The sequence below is a fragment of the Micromonospora endolithica genome (genome assembly GCF_003626595.1).
Lineage (GTDB): Bacteria > Actinomycetota > Actinomycetes > Mycobacteriales > Micromonosporaceae > Micromonospora > Micromonospora endolithica.
In genome coordinates this window covers 165,399-183,280 of sequence record NZ_RBAK01000010.1, presented here as the reverse complement: position 1 = coordinate 183,280, position 17,882 = coordinate 165,399, and the positions used below count along the sequence as shown (strand labels likewise).

Annotated in this window: 17 protein-coding genes and 1 tRNA gene; 9 read left to right on the top strand and 9 right to left on the bottom strand. The window is 69.5% G+C overall.

Going from position 1 to position 17,882, the window contains the following annotated elements; all coding sequences use genetic code 11:
• The first annotated feature begins 133 nt into the window (after positions 1-133).
• On the top strand, positions 134-1,138 hold the full coding sequence (locus tag D7223_RS23450) for an alpha/beta hydrolase (protein WP_120730588.1): 1,005 nt from the start codon (positions 134-136) through the stop codon (positions 1,136-1,138).
• Positions 1,139-1,154: 16 nt separating this feature from the next.
• Here D7223_RS23450 and D7223_RS23445 read toward each other — a convergent pair whose 3' ends face one another.
• Positions 1,155-1,823 carry a hypothetical protein gene (locus D7223_RS23445; protein WP_120730587.1) on the bottom strand — a complete coding sequence of 223 codons (669 nt, stop codon included), beginning with the start codon at positions 1,821-1,823 and terminating at the stop codon, positions 1,155-1,157.
• Positions 1,824-1,972: 149 nt separating this feature from the next.
• Between D7223_RS23445 and D7223_RS23440 the strand changes: the two genes are divergently transcribed.
• Positions 1,973-2,045: transfer RNA gene (locus D7223_RS23440), tRNA-Arg, on the top strand.
• A 3-nt stretch (positions 2,046-2,048) separates the two neighbouring features.
• On the opposite strand, the gene D7223_RS23435 is transcribed toward D7223_RS23440, so the two are convergent.
• Positions 2,049-3,641 carry a tyrosine-type recombinase/integrase gene (locus tag D7223_RS23435; RefSeq protein WP_120730586.1) on the bottom strand — a complete coding sequence of 531 codons (1,593 nt, stop codon included), beginning with the start codon at positions 3,639-3,641 and terminating at the stop codon, positions 2,049-2,051.
• Between the two features lie 74 nt (positions 3,642-3,715).
• On the opposite strand from D7223_RS23435, the gene D7223_RS33090 reads away from it, so the two are divergent.
• Positions 3,716-3,952 (top strand): hypothetical protein, encoded by a 237-nt coding sequence (locus D7223_RS33090; protein WP_192902350.1) that lies wholly within the window; start codon positions 3,716-3,718, stop codon positions 3,950-3,952.
• Here the strand turns inward: D7223_RS33090 and D7223_RS23425 are convergent.
• The 4 genes from D7223_RS23425 to D7223_RS23410 form a co-directional block, all read right to left on the bottom strand.
• The gene (locus D7223_RS23425) at positions 3,926-4,150 is read right to left on the bottom strand and encodes a helix-turn-helix transcriptional regulator (RefSeq protein WP_073836639.1); all 225 of its coding nucleotides are present in this window, start codon (positions 4,148-4,150) and stop codon (positions 3,926-3,928) included. The two genes, D7223_RS33090 and D7223_RS23425, sit on opposite strands and share 27 nt — an antisense overlap.
• On the bottom strand, positions 4,147-5,565 hold the full coding sequence (locus D7223_RS23420; protein ID WP_186832356.1) for a replication initiator: 1,419 nt from the start codon (positions 5,563-5,565) through the stop codon (positions 4,147-4,149). The genes D7223_RS23425 and D7223_RS23420 overlap by 4 nt, the downstream gene beginning before the upstream one ends.
• A gap of 148 nt (positions 5,566-5,713) precedes the next feature.
• Positions 5,714-7,150: an FtsK/SpoIIIE domain-containing protein gene (locus tag D7223_RS23415; RefSeq protein ID WP_120730584.1), complete on the bottom strand. Its 1,437-nt coding sequence runs from the start codon at positions 7,148-7,150 to the stop codon at positions 5,714-5,716.
• Between the two features lie 62 nt (positions 7,151-7,212).
• Positions 7,213-7,668 (bottom strand): hypothetical protein, encoded by a 456-nt coding sequence (locus D7223_RS23410; RefSeq protein ID WP_186832355.1) that lies wholly within the window; start codon positions 7,666-7,668, stop codon positions 7,213-7,215.
• 1,420 nt (positions 7,669-9,088) lie between these two features.
• On the opposite strand from D7223_RS23410, the gene D7223_RS23405 reads away from it, so the two are divergent.
• Complete coding sequence (locus D7223_RS23405; RefSeq protein WP_147252697.1) at positions 9,089-10,144, top strand: hypothetical protein; 1,056 nt, start codon at positions 9,089-9,091, stop codon at positions 10,142-10,144.
• A gap of 55 nt (positions 10,145-10,199) precedes the next feature.
• On the opposite strand, the gene D7223_RS32860 is transcribed toward D7223_RS23405, so the two are convergent.
• Positions 10,200-10,781: a hypothetical protein gene (locus D7223_RS32860; RefSeq protein ID WP_120730582.1), complete on the bottom strand. Its 582-nt coding sequence runs from the start codon at positions 10,779-10,781 to the stop codon at positions 10,200-10,202.
• Between the two features lie 307 nt (positions 10,782-11,088).
• Between D7223_RS32860 and D7223_RS23395 the strand changes: the two genes are divergently transcribed.
• Positions 11,089-12,486, top strand: a complete 1,398-nt coding sequence (locus D7223_RS23395; RefSeq protein ID WP_120730581.1) for a UDP-N-acetylmuramoyl-tripeptide--D-alanyl-D-alanine ligase — start codon at positions 11,089-11,091, stop codon at positions 12,484-12,486.
• Between the two features lie 3 nt (positions 12,487-12,489).
• On the opposite strand, the gene murC is transcribed toward D7223_RS23395, so the two are convergent.
• Positions 12,490-13,935, bottom strand: coding sequence for a UDP-N-acetylmuramate--L-alanine ligase (gene murC / locus D7223_RS23390; RefSeq protein ID WP_120730580.1), 1,446 nt, complete (start codon positions 13,933-13,935; stop codon positions 12,490-12,492).
• A gap of 353 nt (positions 13,936-14,288) precedes the next feature.
• A complete protein-coding gene (locus D7223_RS34335) occupies positions 14,289-14,708 on the bottom strand; it encodes a helix-turn-helix domain-containing protein (protein ID WP_420330342.1) in 420 nt (139 codons plus the stop codon).
• Positions 14,709-15,257: 549 nt separating this feature from the next.
• Here D7223_RS34335 and D7223_RS23380 point away from each other — a divergent pair.
• From D7223_RS23380 to D7223_RS32565, 4 genes are all read left to right on the top strand, one after another.
• Positions 15,258-16,058: a helix-turn-helix domain-containing protein gene (locus D7223_RS23380; protein ID WP_120730578.1), complete on the top strand. Its 801-nt coding sequence runs from the start codon at positions 15,258-15,260 to the stop codon at positions 16,056-16,058.
• Entirely contained in the window at positions 16,055-16,237 is a 183-nt protein-coding gene (locus tag D7223_RS23375; RefSeq protein WP_120730655.1) for a DUF397 domain-containing protein, read from the top strand. The genes D7223_RS23380 and D7223_RS23375 overlap by 4 nt, the downstream gene beginning before the upstream one ends.
• A gap of 180 nt (positions 16,238-16,417) precedes the next feature.
• Positions 16,418-17,164, top strand: a complete 747-nt coding sequence (locus D7223_RS23370) for a cytochrome c biogenesis CcdA family protein (protein WP_120730577.1) — start codon at positions 16,418-16,420, stop codon at positions 17,162-17,164.
• 180 nt (positions 17,165-17,344) lie between these two features.
• Positions 17,345-17,785 (top strand): hypothetical protein, encoded by a 441-nt coding sequence (locus tag D7223_RS32565; protein ID WP_147252694.1) that lies wholly within the window; start codon positions 17,345-17,347, stop codon positions 17,783-17,785.
• The last annotated feature ends 97 nt before the right edge of the window (positions 17,786-17,882 follow it).

Below are 17,882 nucleotides of genomic sequence, written 5' to 3'. Positions count from 1 at the left end.
ACGCCCCCGTCCGTCGGTGCGGCCGGACGGGGGCGCGGCACGCCGAGCACCAGGAACTGCGGACGCAGGAAGCGGTAGCACCGGCGGACGCCGGGGCTACCGCTCGGTAGCTTCCGGGCGTACCGTCGCGTTCGTGGAACCGGACGTGCTGGGCCCGCCCTACGAGCGGCAGACGATCGACCTGGGCACCGACGACGAGGGACCGGTGGTCGCCACCCTGGTCCGCCGTCGGGCCGACCGCCCGACCGGGCGTGCCGTGCTCTACGTGCACGGCTTCGTGGACTACTTCTTCCAGACCCACCTGGCCGACTTCTTCGCCGAGCGGGGCTGGGACTTCTACGCGCTGGACCTGCGCAAGTACGGCCGCAGCCTGCGGCCGCACCAGACGCCGAACTTCTGCACCGACCTCGCCGAGTACTTCCCGGAGCTGGACGCCGCCGCGAAGATCATCCGGGAGGACGACGGCCACGACATCCTGCTCGGCATGGGCCACTCCACCGGCGGCCTGATCGTCTCGCTGTGGGCGCACGCCCGCCGCGAGACCGCCGTCGTCGACGGGCTGTTCCTCAACAGCCCGTTCTTCGACCTCAACCTTCCCTGGGTGCTGCGCCGGCCCGGCGCGGCCGCCGTCGCGCGCCTGGCCCGCAGCGCGCCCAAGCGGGTGATCCGTCCCGGCCTCGGCTCGGTGTACGGGCAGAGCATCCACGCCGAGCACCGTGGCGAGTGGGCGTTCGACCTGGCCTGGAAGCCGCTGGCCGGGTTCCCGGTGCGGGCCGGCTGGCTGGCCGCGATCCGGCAGGGGCAGCAGCAGCTCCGGGGCGGCCTGGACATCCAGGTGCCGGTCCTGCTGGCCTGCTCGACCCGGAGCTTCAAGGGCAACCAGTGGCACGATTCCGCCGCCCTCGCCGACGCCGTACTGGACGTCGAGCACATGGTCCGCTGGGCGCCCCGGCTCGGCCGGCACGTCACCCTGGCCCGCTTCGACGGGGGCCTGCACGATCTCACGCTCTCCGGTCCCGCCGTACGCGAGAAGGTCTTCACGGAGGTCGGACGCTGGGCCGACGCGTTCCTCGGCGCCGGGCCCACGGTCCGGGCCGGCGGCCCGCCGGCGGCCAGGCAGCCCACCCCGCAGTCCTGACCCGCCCGCCGGCCACTCAGCCGAGGGCGGCGCGGATGCGGTCGAAGGTCGCCACCGGGTGCCCGCCGTCGCGTCCGGGCAGCACCAGGCCGAGGCAGGACAGGCCGACCTCGCCGCCGTCGTCCCGCACGCCGAAGACCGGCGCGCCGACGTACCCCGCCGGCAGCTCCGCGATGACCCGGACCCCGTCGCCGTCCCGGACGACGCGCTCGATCGCCACCTCCAGCGGCCGGGTGCCGTCCGCGCCGACTCCGAGGGCGAGGACGATCGCCGACCCGGGCTCCGCGCCGATCCCGGCGATCGCGTCCGCGTCGGCCGCGACCGCGTCCGGCACCTGTTGCGTACGCCAGCGCCAGCCCTGCCCCGCCGCCCGGTCGTGCAGGCCGCCGGTCGGCAGGAACGCCACCCCGAGATCCACCGGGCGTACCCACGCCGCGCCCGTCAGGTCGAAGGAGTCACCCGCGACGCCGGCCGGCTCGGTCACGCTGGGCCGCAGCCCGAGCGCCGCCGTGGGCGAGTGGGTGAGCGCGGCGGCGGTGAGCAGGTACCCGTCGCCTCCCGGCCCGCCGAGGAAGAACGCCGTACCGACGTCGCCCTCCCCCGCGCCGATCGGCAGGATGGCACGCCCGAGAAGCTGACACAGCTCGTACGCGACGTCGCTCTCGGTCTCCGGATCAAGCAGCACGACGCCGAGGGTACGACGTGCGGCCCGCCGAACCGGGGTGACCGCCGCCGCCCTTCCGTGCGACCCTGATCGACGACGTGGACGCGGCGACCCGTTCGTCCGCCGGGCCGGCGGGCGGCGGTACCCTCGTGGCGCGACAACCACGGCACGCGCCCGTAGCTCAGCGGATAGAGCAGGGGACTTCTAATCCCAAGGCCGCAGGTTCGAATCCTGCCGGGCGCACTCTCACGCAGCAGGCTTGGCCTGCTGTTTCTTGCCATTCTTGCGATCTTTCTTAGCGGCACCCTTCGATGCCTTGCCCCCGTGTGAGCCCGAGGTGAGCCCGGTAGTGCGCTTGGTGCCCCGACCAGAGATCAGGCGGGCAGTAGCTTCGGCTGCCTCCATGGCCAGCTCGGGCAGGACAGCCGTGTACGTGTCCGCCGTGAGCGCGTACGAGGAGTGTCCGAGCATCTCCTGTACGACCTTCATCTCGGCTCCGGCCTTGAGCGCTATCGTGGCCGCGCCGTGGCGGAGGTCGTGCAGGCGGATCGGCGGAAGGTCCGAGCGCTTCACGAGGCGGTCGAAGTAGTCCGACAGCCACGTCGGCTCTATCCACTCGCCATTGGACCGAGTGAAGAGACGGCCGCTCTCCACCCAGGCCGCCCCGGCTTCTTCGCGCACCGTGCGCTGCCGCTTGTCGTGGCGCTTGATCACCTTCACGGTGCCTCGGTCGAGCGCCACCATCCGGTTACCCGCATCGCTCTTGGGCGCATTCTCCTCGATCTCGCCATTGATGTCCACGAGCTGCGTGGCGACGGTCAACGCTTGGCCTTTGAGGTCCACGTCCGCCGGCCGCAGTCCGCACGCCTCGCCCCGCCGCAGGCCCCGAAGGGCAACGAGGTGAAAGAGCGCGTACAGCTCGTCATCCGCGATGCCGTCGAGGAAGGCGGCCGTCTGTTCGGTCGTCCACACCATGACCGGCGACGGCCTTTCGCCCGTAGCCCGCCATTGCGCGACTCGTTCGTCAGTCCACACGAGCCCCTTGGGCCGATTCACCGGGTCAAGTTCGACGTGGGCCGCCGGATTGAAGGTGATCAGCTCTTGCGTGATCGCATCGTTCAGAGCAGCGCGGAGCGTCGCTCTGATGTGCCGCCGCGTCGTCGGTCCAACCGGGCGACGGAAGGGCGGCATTCCAGCGAGCGCGGCACGCGCGGCGCGGCGACGCTCACGACCCCGAAGCGTCTTGAGTTCTTCGACCGTGGCATGCCGGAGCGCGTTGGCTTCCTCAATCTCGATGTTCCGTTCAACGATCGCGTTGAACATCTCCGACAGGTGTGACACGCGAAGCCGGTCCAGGCGGACTTCCCCGATACGCGGCTTGAGGTGAAGGCGGATGTCTCGCCCGTAGCGGTTGATCGTGCTCGCGCGGATCTTCCGACCAGCGAGCCAGGTGTCGAGGAATTCCCCGACCGTGATCCGCGCCGTCAAGGACTGACCGCTACGAAACTTCCGCCGCGTCTCCTCCAGGTCGGGCAGCGGCTCTCGGTTGGCCGCCACGCGCTCCAGGAGATCGCCCATGCGTTGCCGGCCGTCTTCGTCGTCAACCTCGGGCAGGGCCAAGAGCGCCCGAACCGCATCCAGGTCGGCTTGAGCTTCGGTGGCCGACGTGTAGCCCGACCGGCGGAAGGTGCGACGTTCGCCCCCGGCATCCGGCGGAAGCTCCTGACGGACGCCCCAGGTGCCGTGACGGCGCTGGTTGAGCCTCGGGCAGGATTGCCCGTACTGCTTGCCAGTCTCGGGATCGCGGCAAGCGCAGCGACGGAACACTGATCCTCTCAAGATTCCTCCTTGGGAGAGGGGAAGTGGTACCTATAATGGTACCACTTCCCCGATCGATTAATGGAAGGTGAGTTATGCGACGACGCCGGGTGGTCGAGGCCGCTCAGGGTTTGCCGGCGCTACCCGGCGAGGAGAAGCGCGACCAACAGGTCAAGATCCGGCTCACTGCCAGCGAGGTAGAAAAGCTGGTGGGTCTCCGACCGGACCTCACCGCCGCCGGCATCGTCGCGCTCCTTGTCGATGACGTGCTGTCCGGTCGGACGGTCCCTGAATGGACCGTAGGGTCATGTGACGGCTCGAACGCCGAGTAGCTCCAGGATCTCCGGCACCGGCACGACGTAGCTTCGCCCGACACGGAGCACCCGCACGGGGAATTGCCCACGCTTGGCGAGGGCGTACGCCTTGCTCCGGCCGATGCCGAGAATCGCTCCGGCAGTCTCTACATCCGTTGTCACGCCAAGAGCGCGAACGGCATCGATGGTCCAAGGGTTGTCAGTCGTGGTGCTCATTGCATGTCTCCCTCAGGGGTATCAACGCTCGACCGAGCGTCGTGGGCGGCGTCGCGGGCGGTTTGGAGGTCGTCTGCGATGGCGTCGGCGAACATGGCTTGTCCGGCGGTGTGGCCGGTTCCGGCGTAGGCCCAGTGCTTGTCGGTGAGGGCGTAGGCGGTGTCGTCGTGGGTGTCCTCCGGGTTGTGGTCGCGTCGGTGTTGTTCGCGGGCGGCGCGTAGTGCGCTGTAGGTGGTGGAGTAGGCGCGGCTCTTGCTGGCGATGTGGCCTCGGTAGCCGAGTTGGTGTGCCCACCGGCGCAGGTTCAGCGCCTTGTACTCGGATCGGCTGCCGAGGGTCCAGCAGGTACGGATGAGGGTGCGGGCGTGGTCGGTGACGGGAAGGACCGAGATGGTGATGGCGTCGCGGATGGGCCGGTCGACGGTGATGCCGGCGACATCAGGTTTCGTGACGTACTTGGCGATGTAGGAGGCGACGGCCCGCTCGGTGAGGTCGTCGTCGCCGTGGCCGGGCAGGATGGGCCGGATATCGAGCTGCGCCCCGAACCGCAAGATGGTGTCGAGGCCGGGCACGGCCAGGTGCACCCGGCGGGCGGCGGTGCGGATCGTCTGCACCAGGAGCGGCAGGGTCGCCCAGGCCGGGGGTGGGGTGTCGGAGGTGGGGCCGTCGAAGCGCATGACGGCGTGGAAGTGCACCGACCCGCGCCGCTGGTACTCCGCCACCTTCGCGTACGCCACGCGGACCGATTGGCGGGCGGCGGTGCGGGAGATGCCCCGGGCGGTGGCGATGGCTTCATACAGGTTGCGGTGCAGCCGTTGCCACAGGTCGCGGGTGTGGGCGTTCCACAGCACCGCGGCCGGGTAGTCGTAGCACTCCGGGCACAGCGGAGAGCCGGTGAGCGGGTCGCCGGGCGGGTGGCGGTCGAGGCACCACAGGGGCCGGCCGTGGCCGCAGACGAGGCCTCGACGACCGCGTGACGGGCGGCAGGGCTCGTCGGTGGTGTGCCGGTGAACCGGGCCGAAGCTCGGCGCGGTGAACGTCACGAAGACACGCGGATGGGCTCGCACGGTGTCGGGGACGCCCTTGCCGCCGGCGAGCCCGGACACGACGAGTTGATAGGTGTCGCCCTGGTGCAGCCGAGCGCACGGCTCACACCGGGACTGGCGGCGGTTGCCGCAGGCGATGGTGAGCCGCCCGTGCGGCTGCTCCGCCGAGGTGAAGGCGTGCACCAGGCGGCCGGTGGCGGCGTCCACGGTCAGGGTGTGGCCGATCAGGTGCACGGGGTGTTGGCAGCCGCCGATGTGCCGCACACGTGCCAACCACGCCCGGAAGTCGGGATGGGTGGCGGTGGTCAGGATCTCGCGGTCGGTGAACGACAGGCCCTCGTCAGGCCCGCCAGGGGCGGGGGTGGGCATGGTGGTCCTCTGCTCCTCGCGTAGGGGTGCCCGGCGCTGGTGTGCCGGTCCGGTGGTGGTCCGCCGTCACCGGTCGCTGCGACGGCGGAGCGGGTTGGTCGTGGTCGCATCGGTTGCCTCGGTTCGTGTCGAGGGGTGGCCGCAGGGATCAGGCGGTGGGTGGGGTGAGGCCGGGCAGGACCGGCGCCAGGTGTGCCGTGGCCGCGATGACGGCCGCCGACTCCTCCGGCGACAGGTAGACCGAACGGGCGCGGATCCAGCCCGCTTCGTCGGCGGTGGTGACCGCGATGCCCTTCACCGCCGGGTCGATCTGCTGGGCGGCGTCCACCGCATCCGGGTAGAGGTCACCGAGGGTCATCTTCACGGTTTCCTCGTCGTTGACCCGCAGGCAGATCCGCCCGGCGAGCTGGGCACGCAGCGCGGTCACGCCGGGGCCGAAGTCCGAGCCGACCCGTTGCCCGGCCACGATCACGTGCACACCCAGGGCCGCGCCGAGCTGCGCCAGCCGCAACAGGTTCGTCGTGGCCCGGAGCGCTTCGTCCTTATCGGCACGCGAGGCGACCAAGTACAACTCGGCCAACTCATCGACGATCACGACCACCGGCACCGGCCGCACCAGGGGCGGGAGCTGCCAGATGTTGCGCGCTCCGTGCTGGCGGCACAGCCCCATCCGCCGCTGCGTCTCCGCGACGAGCGCGGCCAGGATGTCCGCCGCCTCCGCCCGGTCGGTGGCCAGAGCGGACAGCCGGGGCGCGTGCGGGGCCAGCTCCATGCCGCCCTTGCAGTCGATCCCGACCAGGGCGACCGGCCGCGTGGCCCACTGGGCGACTGCGGCGTTGATGAGCGTGGACTTGCCCGACTGCGTGGCCCCGGCGATCAGCCAGTGCGGGAAGGTCACCAGGTCGATCACCCACCGCTGCCCGTCCTCGCGCTGCCCCACCTTGGCCGCGAGATCCATCGGCACCGCCGATGGGGTTGTGGCTTCGATGGCGTCCAAGGGATGCGAGGTCACCGCAGCCGGTTCCGGCGATGGCCCGGTCTGCCAGGTCGCCGGTTCCGTCTCCTCGCTGATCAGAGGATCGGCGGTGAGGATGGTCAACCGGACCCGGCCGCGTAGCCGCGCGTCGACCCGCACCGCGTGTACACCCCAGGCGTGCGCCATCGCCTCCGCCGCGTTGACGAACGGCTCCGGTACCTGCCCGGGGTGCAGCAGGATCACCGCCGTTGCCCCGAAGGAGCGGGGGCGGATACGCCGCAGCAGCGGCAGGACCGGCATGATCGGCTGACCCTTCACCAGCAGCGGCCCGAGCTGCCCCGTGGTCGGCCGGTCGGTGCCGGTCAACTGCGCGTTGAGACACAAGTGCCGCCAGGAGCGGCGCATCCGCAGGCGCAGCAGCGGGAACCCGAACACATACCAGTGCACGCGCGGTGCCTTCCAGCGCAGCAACCGCGACACCGCGACCAGGGCCACGACGACGGCCACCAGGACTACGGCAGCGCGGCCGATGGTGGGTAGCCACGCCTGTAGCCGGTCGAGGGTGACCCCCGGGAACTCCGGCGCGAAGCCGGGGAACCCGGGGGTCATCGACGGTGACGGCGTAGGCGTCGGCGGTGGGGCCGATGCCGGCGGCATCACTACAGTGGCGATCATGAGCCGGTGGCCTTACCGCCGCGCTCCCGACCGGCGGGACCGGGCACCGGGGCCGAGGAGGACCCGCCGCCGTTGGCGGGCCGCTTCGGGTAGATCGACGCCGCCTTGTAGGACAGGCCGTGCCGGCCCTCGATCTCCCACAGCGACACGTCCAGCTCGGTCACACCGACCGGACCGCCCTCCGTCACGCCTTCCGGTTCGGCGGAGGTCTGCACGTCGATCACCGACGCCTTCCGCGTGCCCGCGCGCCGCACCGCGATTCCGGTCACCCACAGGTGGTTACCGTCACGGTCCTTGCGCTGCTCGCCGTCGAGATCGGTCTTGGGCTCCGGCGCAGCTACACACAGCAGGCCGGACAGACGAGAAAGATCAACAGGAATGCTGTTCACAACAAACTCCAAAGGTTGGATGAGGTAGTGCTCTACAGGTGGTGCCGTACAAGTGGTGCTCACAGTTGGTGCGGTAGTCGGGACAGGGACAGCACGCAGCCGGGCAGCCAGAGGCGGACCGCGACTCCGTACCACCGGCACGAGGTACGACCGGATGGGCTTCACGACGGGGCGGCAGGTGCTACAGGGCAAGACAAGCCTCCATATAGGACAGACGACGGCGACAGCGCCGCCCAGAATCAGGACGACGAGCAGGACGGGACCGGGCCGGGCCGGGCCGGGCCGAACCAGGTTCGGTGAGCCGGAGGCCGGGCAGACAGACCCAGCGCGACGCGCTCCGGGCGAGCGGACGCCGCAACGACTCGCAGCCGGACGGCCACGAACGTACGGCAGCACGAGGACCGGCGCAGACCCCCGCGCACCGGGCGACCGGCGATCACGGCCAGGACGCCAGAGGGTGAGGCGAGCGCGGTCAACACCCCGGAGGGGCGGGGGTGCGTACGAGTTTCCCTACTTGGTCAAGAAGCGGGATCGGGCATGGCCGATCCCGCGACAGACGAGGAGGGAGAGGGGAGAGGAGCGGTGGGCGGGGTCGGGGGCTGCGGCCTGGCGGCCGGTCCCCCGCCCCGCCCCAGAGAGAAACAGAGCGCACGCGACACCGGGGACGACCAGCAGCCAACAACCAGGCGTCAGACCCTCACGCCGGACCCCGGCCACGGGCACGCCACCCCGACACCGACCGCAGTCCACGACGGCACGAGCAGACCGCGACCGCACTCCGGCGGCGAGCTGGCCGCAGACCCGGACCACGATCGCCGCCAGGACGCCAGCCGACACGCCCGAACCGTGACCCATCCTCACCGATGCGGCCAACACCGGCCGAAACCGCAGGCCACAGCACCGAAAGCGCCGACGACACCCGCCGGTCGATCCACGGCCGCGCTTTGAGGTGCTGCCGCGCCGGCAAGCCGGCTTGCCCTCGAATACCGAGGCTGAGCAGCGCGAACACTCGCAGGAGCGAGCAGGCGGGAAGCCGGATACGTGGCGGGCCGTGCCACCCCGAGCCGAACTTCCTTCCGTGATGGTCGGGCCGTAGGGATGCCGCCGGGCGATAGTGCCTCTACCTACAGAGAAGGGAACGCGCCCGCCGGAACCTCACAAGATCCACAACTTGGTGCGAAGATTCTTTCGCCACGCGGTTACGCTGGGGATCAAGGCCAGGCCGGCAGCGGGGGCATCCGGTCCGGCTGTCGGTTGTGGAGCCGAGCGACAACGAGCGCTCGCAGCGGGGGCCGCACAACACCGTGGCATCCCCACGCGATCTCTCGTACCCTTGTGCGACTCCCGGCGGTGTCCGCAGCACGCCGGGGGCTACACAAGGGGTCACCGTCGATCCCGGCTCATCACCGCCGACAGGCGGCCCGGCGTGTCCCACCCAGCCCGAGCGACGTGGGGAGGACACGAACCCGTGCCCGATGAACAGGTGCCCACAAGGCACACGCGCGGCATCCTCGCCGGCCCGCTGGTCTTCGACGAACCCGACCGGTGGTTACCAGAGGACCCGCGCCCCGCCCGCGACACCCCGCACGAACTCGACTTGATCCCGCTAGCCAAGATGCCCCTCGGCTTGGTCAGCTACGCCGCCGCCAAATGCACCATCGGCGTGCCGCGCGGTTGGGTCGACGGCACCAACGACCCCCGACCGGCAACCCCCCGCTACGTGATGCACCGCATCGCCCTCACCACCGTCCCCGTTCAGACCAAGGATCAGGTGTGGCGGTACATCGTGGCCTCCTACCGCGACCACGCCGGCCCGATGCGCAAACAGTGGAGCCTCTACGCCCTCGGCGTCGGTTTCGGTGGCCTCTACGACCGCGCCCGCCGCCTCACCCCGAAAGGCAGCCGCAAATGGCGGCGCGACGGTGTGCAGATCGACCTCATGATCGAATTCCTGACACGAATGCGGGAGACGCACGCCCGCGACGGCATCCTGTCGTGGCGCTTCGACGCCAGCCGGCCCAACATCTACCACCGCCTCACCGGCACCGCCTACGACCGTGTGAGCGGACGCACCGAACGGCGCAGACGCCAACGCCGCCGCCGCGACGACGAAACCCTGACCGAGTACCAAGCCCGCCTCGCCCGGCTGGACGAGGAAGACGACAAGCGGCTAGCCCAACTCGTCCTCATCGGAGACGAGCAGACGATGACGGCGGTGGCCGCCGATCAGCACGGCACGGCCGGCCCGCAACCCCGCCAGCCCGACGCCGATCACGTCCAGGCCGCCGAGGCAGTGTTGACCGCTCTCGTGCGACGCTCCGCCGACGGACCCGCCAGCGGACGCATCGACCCCACCAATGCCGAACTCGTCCGCCGCACCTACATCCGCCGGGAGCGACTCAAGGACGTCGCCGCCGACCTCGACATGTCCCCGCACAACGCCTCCCAACGGCGCAGCACCGCCGTCCGGCAGATCACCCGACTGCTACGCGGGCGCACCCGCCTCACGCTAACCCAGCAGTCCCGCCGCGACACCTGAGCGCCCCGGAGCCTGGCCGCCCGTGGAACGAACCGCGCCACGGGCGGCCAGACGACTACATTGACGCCGGCTCTACGTGCTTGTCGCCGCCCCAGCCGTAGCGGGACGCTTCCTCCACGACTTGCGCCACCGACCCGCGCACCAGGTCACGTTCCTGCACCGTCTCCTGAATCCAGAAGCAGTGATCCGCGAGCCCGTCCACGCAAACGAGGATCGGCCGCACCACCGGAGACACCCGGAACACCAGCGACCAGGCCGGGCCATGCACCCGCAGCACCACACCTCCGCGGCCGGAACCCACCCGCAGCGCCGCCCGCCCGTCGCGCTGCACCACCCCGGCCGCCTCGGTGAACGCCTCCCGCGCCCCTGGTGCCTCATCCACGCTCGACGGCCACGCCGCCGACAACACCACGTTCTCGTTGCCGTACCACACACCCGGCTCCGGGTTCACCAGGCCGTCAAACAGCCGATCCGCCAACGCTCGCCGCTCGTGCGCCGCCTCCGACAACTCCTGCGGCTCCAGCATCGGCACCGCCGCCGGGATCCTCGGGTCATCCACCGGCAGCATCACCATCGACGTGTCCTCACCGGCCGCCTGTGCGTGCCACACCTGCTCATAGATGGCATCCGCCTGCATGTTGTACAGATCATCAGCCCACGTCGCCCACGCCGCCCGTGTACGTGGCTTTGGCAGCGCCCACCGCACCGAACGCATACGCCGATGCGCTGCCAGCCGAGCCCACACGGTCCGGCGGCGGACAGGCGAATTGCGGTACATAAAATACAGCTTGGCATAGTGTCAGTAGCGCTAGCGACAGTTGGCCTCGTGCCAGTTGGGCTTTTGCCAGTAGCTACCAGCGCGCAAGCACCCACGATCCGGCTACAGCCCTCAGTGAGCCGCCCGCCCCGCCCACCGCACACGGTAGGTTCATCACGTGCTTCCGATGACCTTGCAAGAGATCACGGCCGTTGTCGGCGGAGCCGTGCACGACGCTGCCCAGGACGTCACCGTGACCGCCCCGGTGGTGTTCGACAGCCGGCGAGTCGAGGCCGGCGGGATGTACGTGGCGCTGCCCGGTGAGCGCGTCGACGGGCACGACTACGCCGCCCAGGCGATCGAGGCCGGCGCAGCGGCGGTCCTGGCGTCACGGCCGGTCGGGGTGCCGGCGGTGGTCGTCGACGACGTACCCGCCGCCTACGGCCAGCTCGCCCGTGCCGTGGTGGACCGGCTGCCGCAGACCACAGTGATCGGGATAACCGGCTCGGTGGGCAAGACGTCAACCAAGGACATCCTCGCCCAGGTGCTGCCCGCGTGGGGTGCGACGGTGGCTAACAGAGCGTCGAACAACAACGAGCTTGGGTTGCCGTACACGGTCACCCGCGCCACCGTCGACACGCGCTATCTCGTGTTGGAGATGGGCGCGCGCGGCATCGGGCACGTGGCCTACCTGACCCGGATCGCCCCGCCCACCGTCAGCGTCGTGACCCGCGTCGGGCACGCGCACCTTGGCGAGTTCGGGTCGGTGGAGAACATCGCCCAGGCCAAGGGTGAGATCGTGGAAGCCCTGCCAGACGCGGGCGACGGCGGGTTGGCCGTGCTCAACGGCGACGATGCGTTGGTGGCCGCTATGGCGAGCCGGACCGGTGCCCGAGTGTTGACTTACGGCATCGACAACTTGGCCGACGTGCGCGCCGAGAGCGTGACCGTGGACGAGCTGGGCCGCGCCGGATTCCGGCTCGTGCACGACGGCCAGGCCGCCGAGGTGCGGTTGCGTCTCTACGGGCTGCACCAGGCGTCCAACGCGCTGGCCGCCGCCACGGTCGCCCTCGGTCTGGGGCACCCGATCGAGGCGGTAGCCGAGGCGGTGTCGCAAGCCGAGGCGGTGTCGCCGGGCCGGATGCAGGTCAGCACCCGCGCCGACGGGGTGACCGTCATCAACGACGCGTACAACGCTGCGCCCGACGCGATGCGGGCCGCGCTGCGCGCCTTGCACGCGATGGCGGGCGGCGGGCGGCGGGCGGTCGCGGTGCTCGGGGAGATGGCCGAGCTGGGCGAGCACGCCGCACAGGTGCACCGGGAGATCGGGCAGCAGGTGGCCGAGATCGGGGCCGGGTGGTTGGTGGCGATCGGCGGAGCCGACGCCGAGCAGTACGCCACCGGGGCCGCCGGCACCGGCACGACGGTGGACCGGGCAAGCAACGTGGCCGAGGCGTGGGAGTTGCTGCGCGACGGGTTGCGGCCGGGCGACGTGGTGTTGGTCAAGGCGGCCAACAGCGCCGGGCTCCTCGCGCTCGCGGACAAGCTGATCGAGGAACCCGGCGCTGTCACCGCCCAGGCGTAAGGGTCACGCGGACAGCGCGACCTCGCTTCGGCTGCTCAGGGCGTCCAGGATCGCCGCACCGTAGCCAGCGACATCACCGGTGCCCATCGTCACCACCACGTCACCACGGCCGGCCATCCGCGCGATGACCCGCGCGGCGTGGTCGGGTCCGAGCGGCAGGCAGTAGTCACCGTCGCGCAGCCGGGTCATGATCGCGGTGGCGTCCGCATGGGGCCGACCGGCCGGCACCGTGCCGTGCACGTCCAGGAGCAGGACGTGATCGGCCTTGTCCGCCAAGACCCCACCGATTCGTCCGCCGAAGGCCAGGACACGGGCGTGTCCAGACGGCTGGAACACCACGAACACCCGCCCCCGCGCCACGGTGCGCGCGGCGTCCAGGTCGGCGGCGATCTCGTTCGGGTGGTCGGCGTAAGAGTCGATCACCGTCACCCCGGCTCGGGTGTCGATGTGCTCGAACCGGCGGCGCACCCCGGCGAAGGTGCACGCCGCGCCGGCCACGTCGGCGGGATCGAGTCCGAGGGCCACCGCGCACGTCACGGCCGCCGCCGCGTTGTCCATGTGGTGCGCGGCCGGGGTCGGCAGGGTCAGCCCGACCTCGGTGCCGTTGGGCATCCGCACCGTCGCGGACGCGCTCCACCCCTCGTGGTTGATGTCCAGGAGCCGCACGTCCGCCGCCCGATCCCGGCCGTAGCGCAGCACCGTCACATCGGGCCGCTCGGCCGCGATCACGTCGGCGGCCACCCTCGCGCCCACACAGTCGGCGTTGACGACCAGGAACCCGCACGGCGCGATCCGCGCGCCGAACCCGACGTAGGCGCGCATCACGTCGGCGTGGCTGGCGAAGTTCTCCGGGTGGTCGTCGGTGACGTTGGTGATGACCGCGATCGCCGGGGTGAGGAAGTGGAATGAGCGGTCCGACTCGTCGGCCTCCGCGACCAGCAGCCGCGACGCGCCGAGGTGGGCGCCTGAGCCCGGCCCGGTCAGGTCGGCCCCGATCAGGTACGTCGGGTCCTTCCCGAGGGTGCGCAGGATGTGGGCGAGCATGCCCGCCGTGGTGGACTTGCCGTGCGACCCGGACACCGCCACGAGCCGCCGCCCGGCGGCCAGCTTGTCCAGGACCTGCGCGCGGTGCACCACGGGGATGCCGGCCATGCGGGCCGCGCGGACCTCCGGCGCGTTCTGCGCAACAGTGGTGTAGACGACGCACGACGCGCCCTCGATGTGCGCCGCGTCGTGGCCTACCTGCACCCGCACGCCGGCCGTGCGCAAGCCGGCGAGGGTGACCGAGTCGTGCAGGTCGCTGCCGCTGACCTGGTGGCCCAGCTCGGCCAGCAGCCGGGCCAGGCCGGACATCGCGCTCCCGCCGACGCCCACGAAGTGCGGGCGGGACAGGTCCAGCGGGCCGGAGTACGCCTCGATGGTCGGGTTACCAGTGATCGTGTCGGTCATGGTGCCGTGTCTCCTTCGGTGCAAGAGCTGACGAGTTGGTGCCATGAGCAGACGTGCTACAGGAATTGACTCCTTCCACTCGCGCTATTCCTTGCGCGCGGCCGAGCTGGCCTCGGGTCACCACCTCGGCCGCGCGAGTCCAATCGATCTGCGTCGGCCCATCCACGGGCCGCAGCGCATCCGGCGGCAGATCGGGGACAATCGAAGCCGCGCCGGTAGGCCACGCCGCAGGATCGGGAGAGGGGCGATCCGACTTCCGCTTCGTGCGGCACGCCGGACAGGCACACGGCCGACCGCCGGGGAAGCGGCGCGATCGGTGCGGGCGATGCCGAGGCCGGATCAGGTCAGCGTCCTCATCGTCCATGGCCGTCACCGCTCGCTTGGACAGGCGAAGCGGGCGGAACACCGAGGTACATCGACGCGACGGGATCACGGAGCAGCCGTTGTAGGACAAGGCACACGCACACCGGCGGCGACTGGTCCAGATGTCGCCGGATCGTCTCCACCGCTGCCTGATGCCGAAGCCGACGCGACAGTGCCTCCGTACGCGTCCACTCCGCGACCAGCAGCCCGCCCGTACCCAGGGCGACGTCAGACGCGATCCAGAACTCCCGGGGAGCCGACTGCCGCGCTGTCTCTACATTGGCGATCGTGCTCCGTGACCATTGCACCGTGACCGCGAGCCGGACCTGAGTGACACCCATGGCCTTGCGCGTCGCGGCCAACTTGAGCCCGAGAACCCGACGAGCCGCCGCGAGTTCCTCCGGTGTCACCACATCGAACCCGGCAGGGGCAACGGACGCAGCCACAGGAGAAGCGGTCACCGTTGACCACCGCCGAGACGACGAGAACGGAGCGAGGCCGGCGCGAACTCCGCAGCGGTACACGCTGGCCCTCTCGGCACCGATGAACGCGACGCCTGGCCCGGCGTCAAGTTGCCGGCACGCCCCCACACCAAGAACGGCTCCGTGCGCTCCGAGTACCACGACGGAAGGCAGCGCGCCTCCCCTTGCCGCGCTACAGGCTCAGGCACGGGGGGCACGGGCACCTTGGCCTTCCTCCGCAGCCGTCGCATCAGACGCACGTCACCCTCCTCGATTTGTCCGAGGGGCCGCCCCGCACGGGGGAACGGAACGGCCCCGATCAAGAACCACCCCGTCCCTCTCTGGATAGGAGCGGCACCGATGTGTGACAGTCTGCTGAGGACACGTTGGTCTTCGATACGTGCTCGCCACTGTTGTGCCAGCTCAGGAGCCGAATTGGGCAGGCACGGGCAGGCACGAAAGACCCGCCGACGGAACTGGGCAGAGATTGGGGATTCGATGGGGACCGCCACCGATTACGTACGCGAAGAACTGCGGCTGTTCCGGGCGGCCCAGGAACTCAGCCAGGACGACTTCGGCAGGGTCATCGGTTACTCCGGCTCACACGTCAGCTCCGTGGAGACCGGCGGACGCCCGCCGACGCGCGACTACATGAACGCGGTCGACGAGGCGTACAAGACCGGCGGACGATTCGCCCGCATGCTGCGCGAGCTGTCGAAGCTCGACCACACGCCAGCCTGGTTGCGAGAGTGGATCGAGTTCGAGCGCGAGGCAACCCTGCTGCGCTGGTACGAACCCGCCTTCGTGCCGGGCATCCTTCAGACCGAGGCGTACGCCCGCGCCACTCTCACCAGCGGCGGTCTGCTGTTGCCCGACGAGATCGACCAGCGCGTAGCGTCCCGGCTCGATCGACAGTCGATCCTCACCCGAGAAGAACCAGTGCCGCTGGTCGCCGTACTCGACGTGATGGTGCTACGAAGGTCACTCCACGACCACCCCGGCGTCATGCCGGAGCAGCTAGAACATCTCGCCAAGATGGCCGAGCTGCCGCACGCGCAGATACTCGTGGTGACGGAGGACGCCGGGGTCTACCCTGGCTTGCAAGGAGGCTTCATCCTGGCCACGCTGGGCGACGGCTCAGTGATCGCTCATCTCGATCACCAGGTCCGAGCACAGGTAGTCAACTTGGCCGATGACCTTGCTACTCTCCAGCGCGTGTGGGAGGCCATCAGGGGTGAAGCCCTCTCGCGCAGGCAGTCACTCAAACTGATCAAGGAAGCGGCGCAGACATGGACATGACCGGTGCCAGGTGGCACAAGTCGACTCGCTCCGGAACCAACGGCGGGTCGTGCGTAGAGGTGGCCGACAACCTGACCGGCGTCGTGCTCGTGCGCGACACCAAGGACCGGGACGGCGGCACGCTCCAGTTCAACCCGAACGTTTGGCAAGCGTTCGTCAACTTTGCGAAGCAGCGCTGAGCCACGTCCACCCGAAGGCCCCCGCCGAGCCCTCAGTTCGGTAGGGGCCTTCTCTTTCCACCCTCCCCGCCCAGGTAGGCCGCGTGACTTTGGCCGCCGCGTGTGCCGAGACACGAGCTAGCATGCTGGACGACATCGGACCGGCGAGCGGGCACGAGCAACGCGACTGCGAGGATCAGAGTGGGCGATAAATTCGGCGACGTAGCCCTTTCGGGGTCATTTCCCCTCGCAATCCTCGTGTCACTGCTCGCGGGGCTAGCCGGCTTCCTCTCGCCCTGCGTGCTGCCCCTGGTCCCCGGCTACGTGGCTTACGTCACCGGACTAACCGGACGCGAACTGGAACAGCAACACCGAGGCCGTGTAGTCGCCGGCTCCCTCCTCTTCATTTCAGGGTTTTCGCTCGTCTTCGTAACGACGCTTGTCATGGGCGCCCAAATCGGCAGGACACTCTTCAACCACCAACGAACAATAGAGATCATCGGCGGCGTGCTCGTGGCGGGCCTAGGCATCGTCTATATGGGAATCATTCCGCAGCTTCAGGCTGAGTGGCGGATCAGCAAGCTACCGCCTATGGGCGTATGGGCAGCACCGATTGTCGGCGTGGTCTTCGCGCTTTCCTGGACCCCCTGCGTCGGCCCAACGCTCGGAGCGGTCATGCAGCTTGCGATCGTAAATGGCACCGAACAACGGGCAGCGCTGCTCGCCACAGCATACTGCGCGGGCATCGGCATCCCTTTCCTACTCTTCGCTATCTTCTTCCGCCGCCTTCTCGGACTGTTCCGGCTTGTCCGTAAATACAATGGGGTAGTATCCAAAGCTGGTGGGCTGCTCCTAATTGCTGTTGGAGTCGCGTTGGCAACAGGCGCATGGAACTCATTCACTATTTGGCTGAGGGTTACCTTTTCAACGTTCGGTGTTCTCGTCTGAACCCACGTAAATGAGCGCCGCGAACCGATTCGCTGACGACTCGTCGCAGTGCCTTAGGTGACGACTCCGAAGGCGCACCACTTACTCTCACCGTCCTGAGCCCCGACGGACGGGGGTTGCGCCGTGCAACTACCACGTCTACGGTCGGTAGCGCATCGACACCCATCCACGGGAGGACTCATGGGTAAGTTCGAGCTCCGTCGACTTCGTTCGACAGCCCTGGCGACGCTGACCGCTACAGCGGTGATGCTGGCCGCCGCGCCAGCGGGGGCGCAGGCTTCACCAGACGACAACTCCGTATTTGCGGGGGGAGGGTGCGTCACTTCAACGCAGAACGGCTGGAACGTTGGTGTCTGCGCCTCGGACAACGGCGTCACCGTCTTCGGGGACCTCTACGTCAACAGTCGGGGCAGCCTCGGCAACAGTTGCTATGTCAACTACAAGCTGCTCGACATCAAGGCTGGCAAGTTCGTAGCCGACAGCGGCAATCAGACCTGCTACGTAGGCCGCCACCCGAACATTTCAACCCCGAAGCGATCAGGCCAGCGCTACCGCAACTACGGATACGTCTATGTGAACGGCGTCAACGTCTACGCCAGCGTCAGTCAGGACGTTTTCTGACGCTGACCACAGGGCGGATCCAGCAGCACTGTGAGCCCGCCGTGAGCCCGGACGACTGCGAACCAGTCAACACTGAGACGTACTAACTAACCGCCGT

Coding starts and splice junctions, on each gene's coding strand:
- D7223_RS33090 (WP_192902350.1), top strand. CDS start 3,716: ATGCGACGACGCCGGGTGGTCGAGGCCGCTCAGGGTTTGCCGGCGCTA.
- D7223_RS23425 (WP_073836639.1), bottom strand. CDS start 4,150: ATGAGCACCACGACTGACAACCCTTGGACCATCGATGCCGTTCGCGCT.
- D7223_RS23420 (WP_186832356.1), bottom strand. CDS start 5,565: ATGCCCACCCCCGCCCCTGGCGGGCCTGACGAGGGCCTGTCGTTCACC.
- D7223_RS23415 (WP_120730584.1), bottom strand. CDS start 7,150: ATGACCCCCGGGTTCCCCGGCTTCGCGCCGGAGTTCCCGGGGGTCACC.
- D7223_RS32860 (WP_120730582.1), bottom strand. CDS start 10,781: ATGCAGGCGGATGCCATCTATGAGCAGGTGTGGCACGCACAGGCGGCC.
- D7223_RS23395 (WP_120730581.1), top strand. CDS start 11,089: ATGACCTTGCAAGAGATCACGGCCGTTGTCGGCGGAGCCGTGCACGAC.
- murC (WP_120730580.1), bottom strand. CDS start 13,935: ATGACCGACACGATCACTGGTAACCCGACCATCGAGGCGTACTCCGGC.
- D7223_RS23380 (WP_120730578.1), top strand. CDS start 15,258: ATGGGGACCGCCACCGATTACGTACGCGAAGAACTGCGGCTGTTCCGG.
- D7223_RS23375 (WP_120730655.1), top strand. CDS start 16,055: ATGACCGGTGCCAGGTGGCACAAGTCGACTCGCTCCGGAACCAACGGC.
- D7223_RS32565 (WP_147252694.1), top strand. CDS start 17,345: ATGGGTAAGTTCGAGCTCCGTCGACTTCGTTCGACAGCCCTGGCGACG.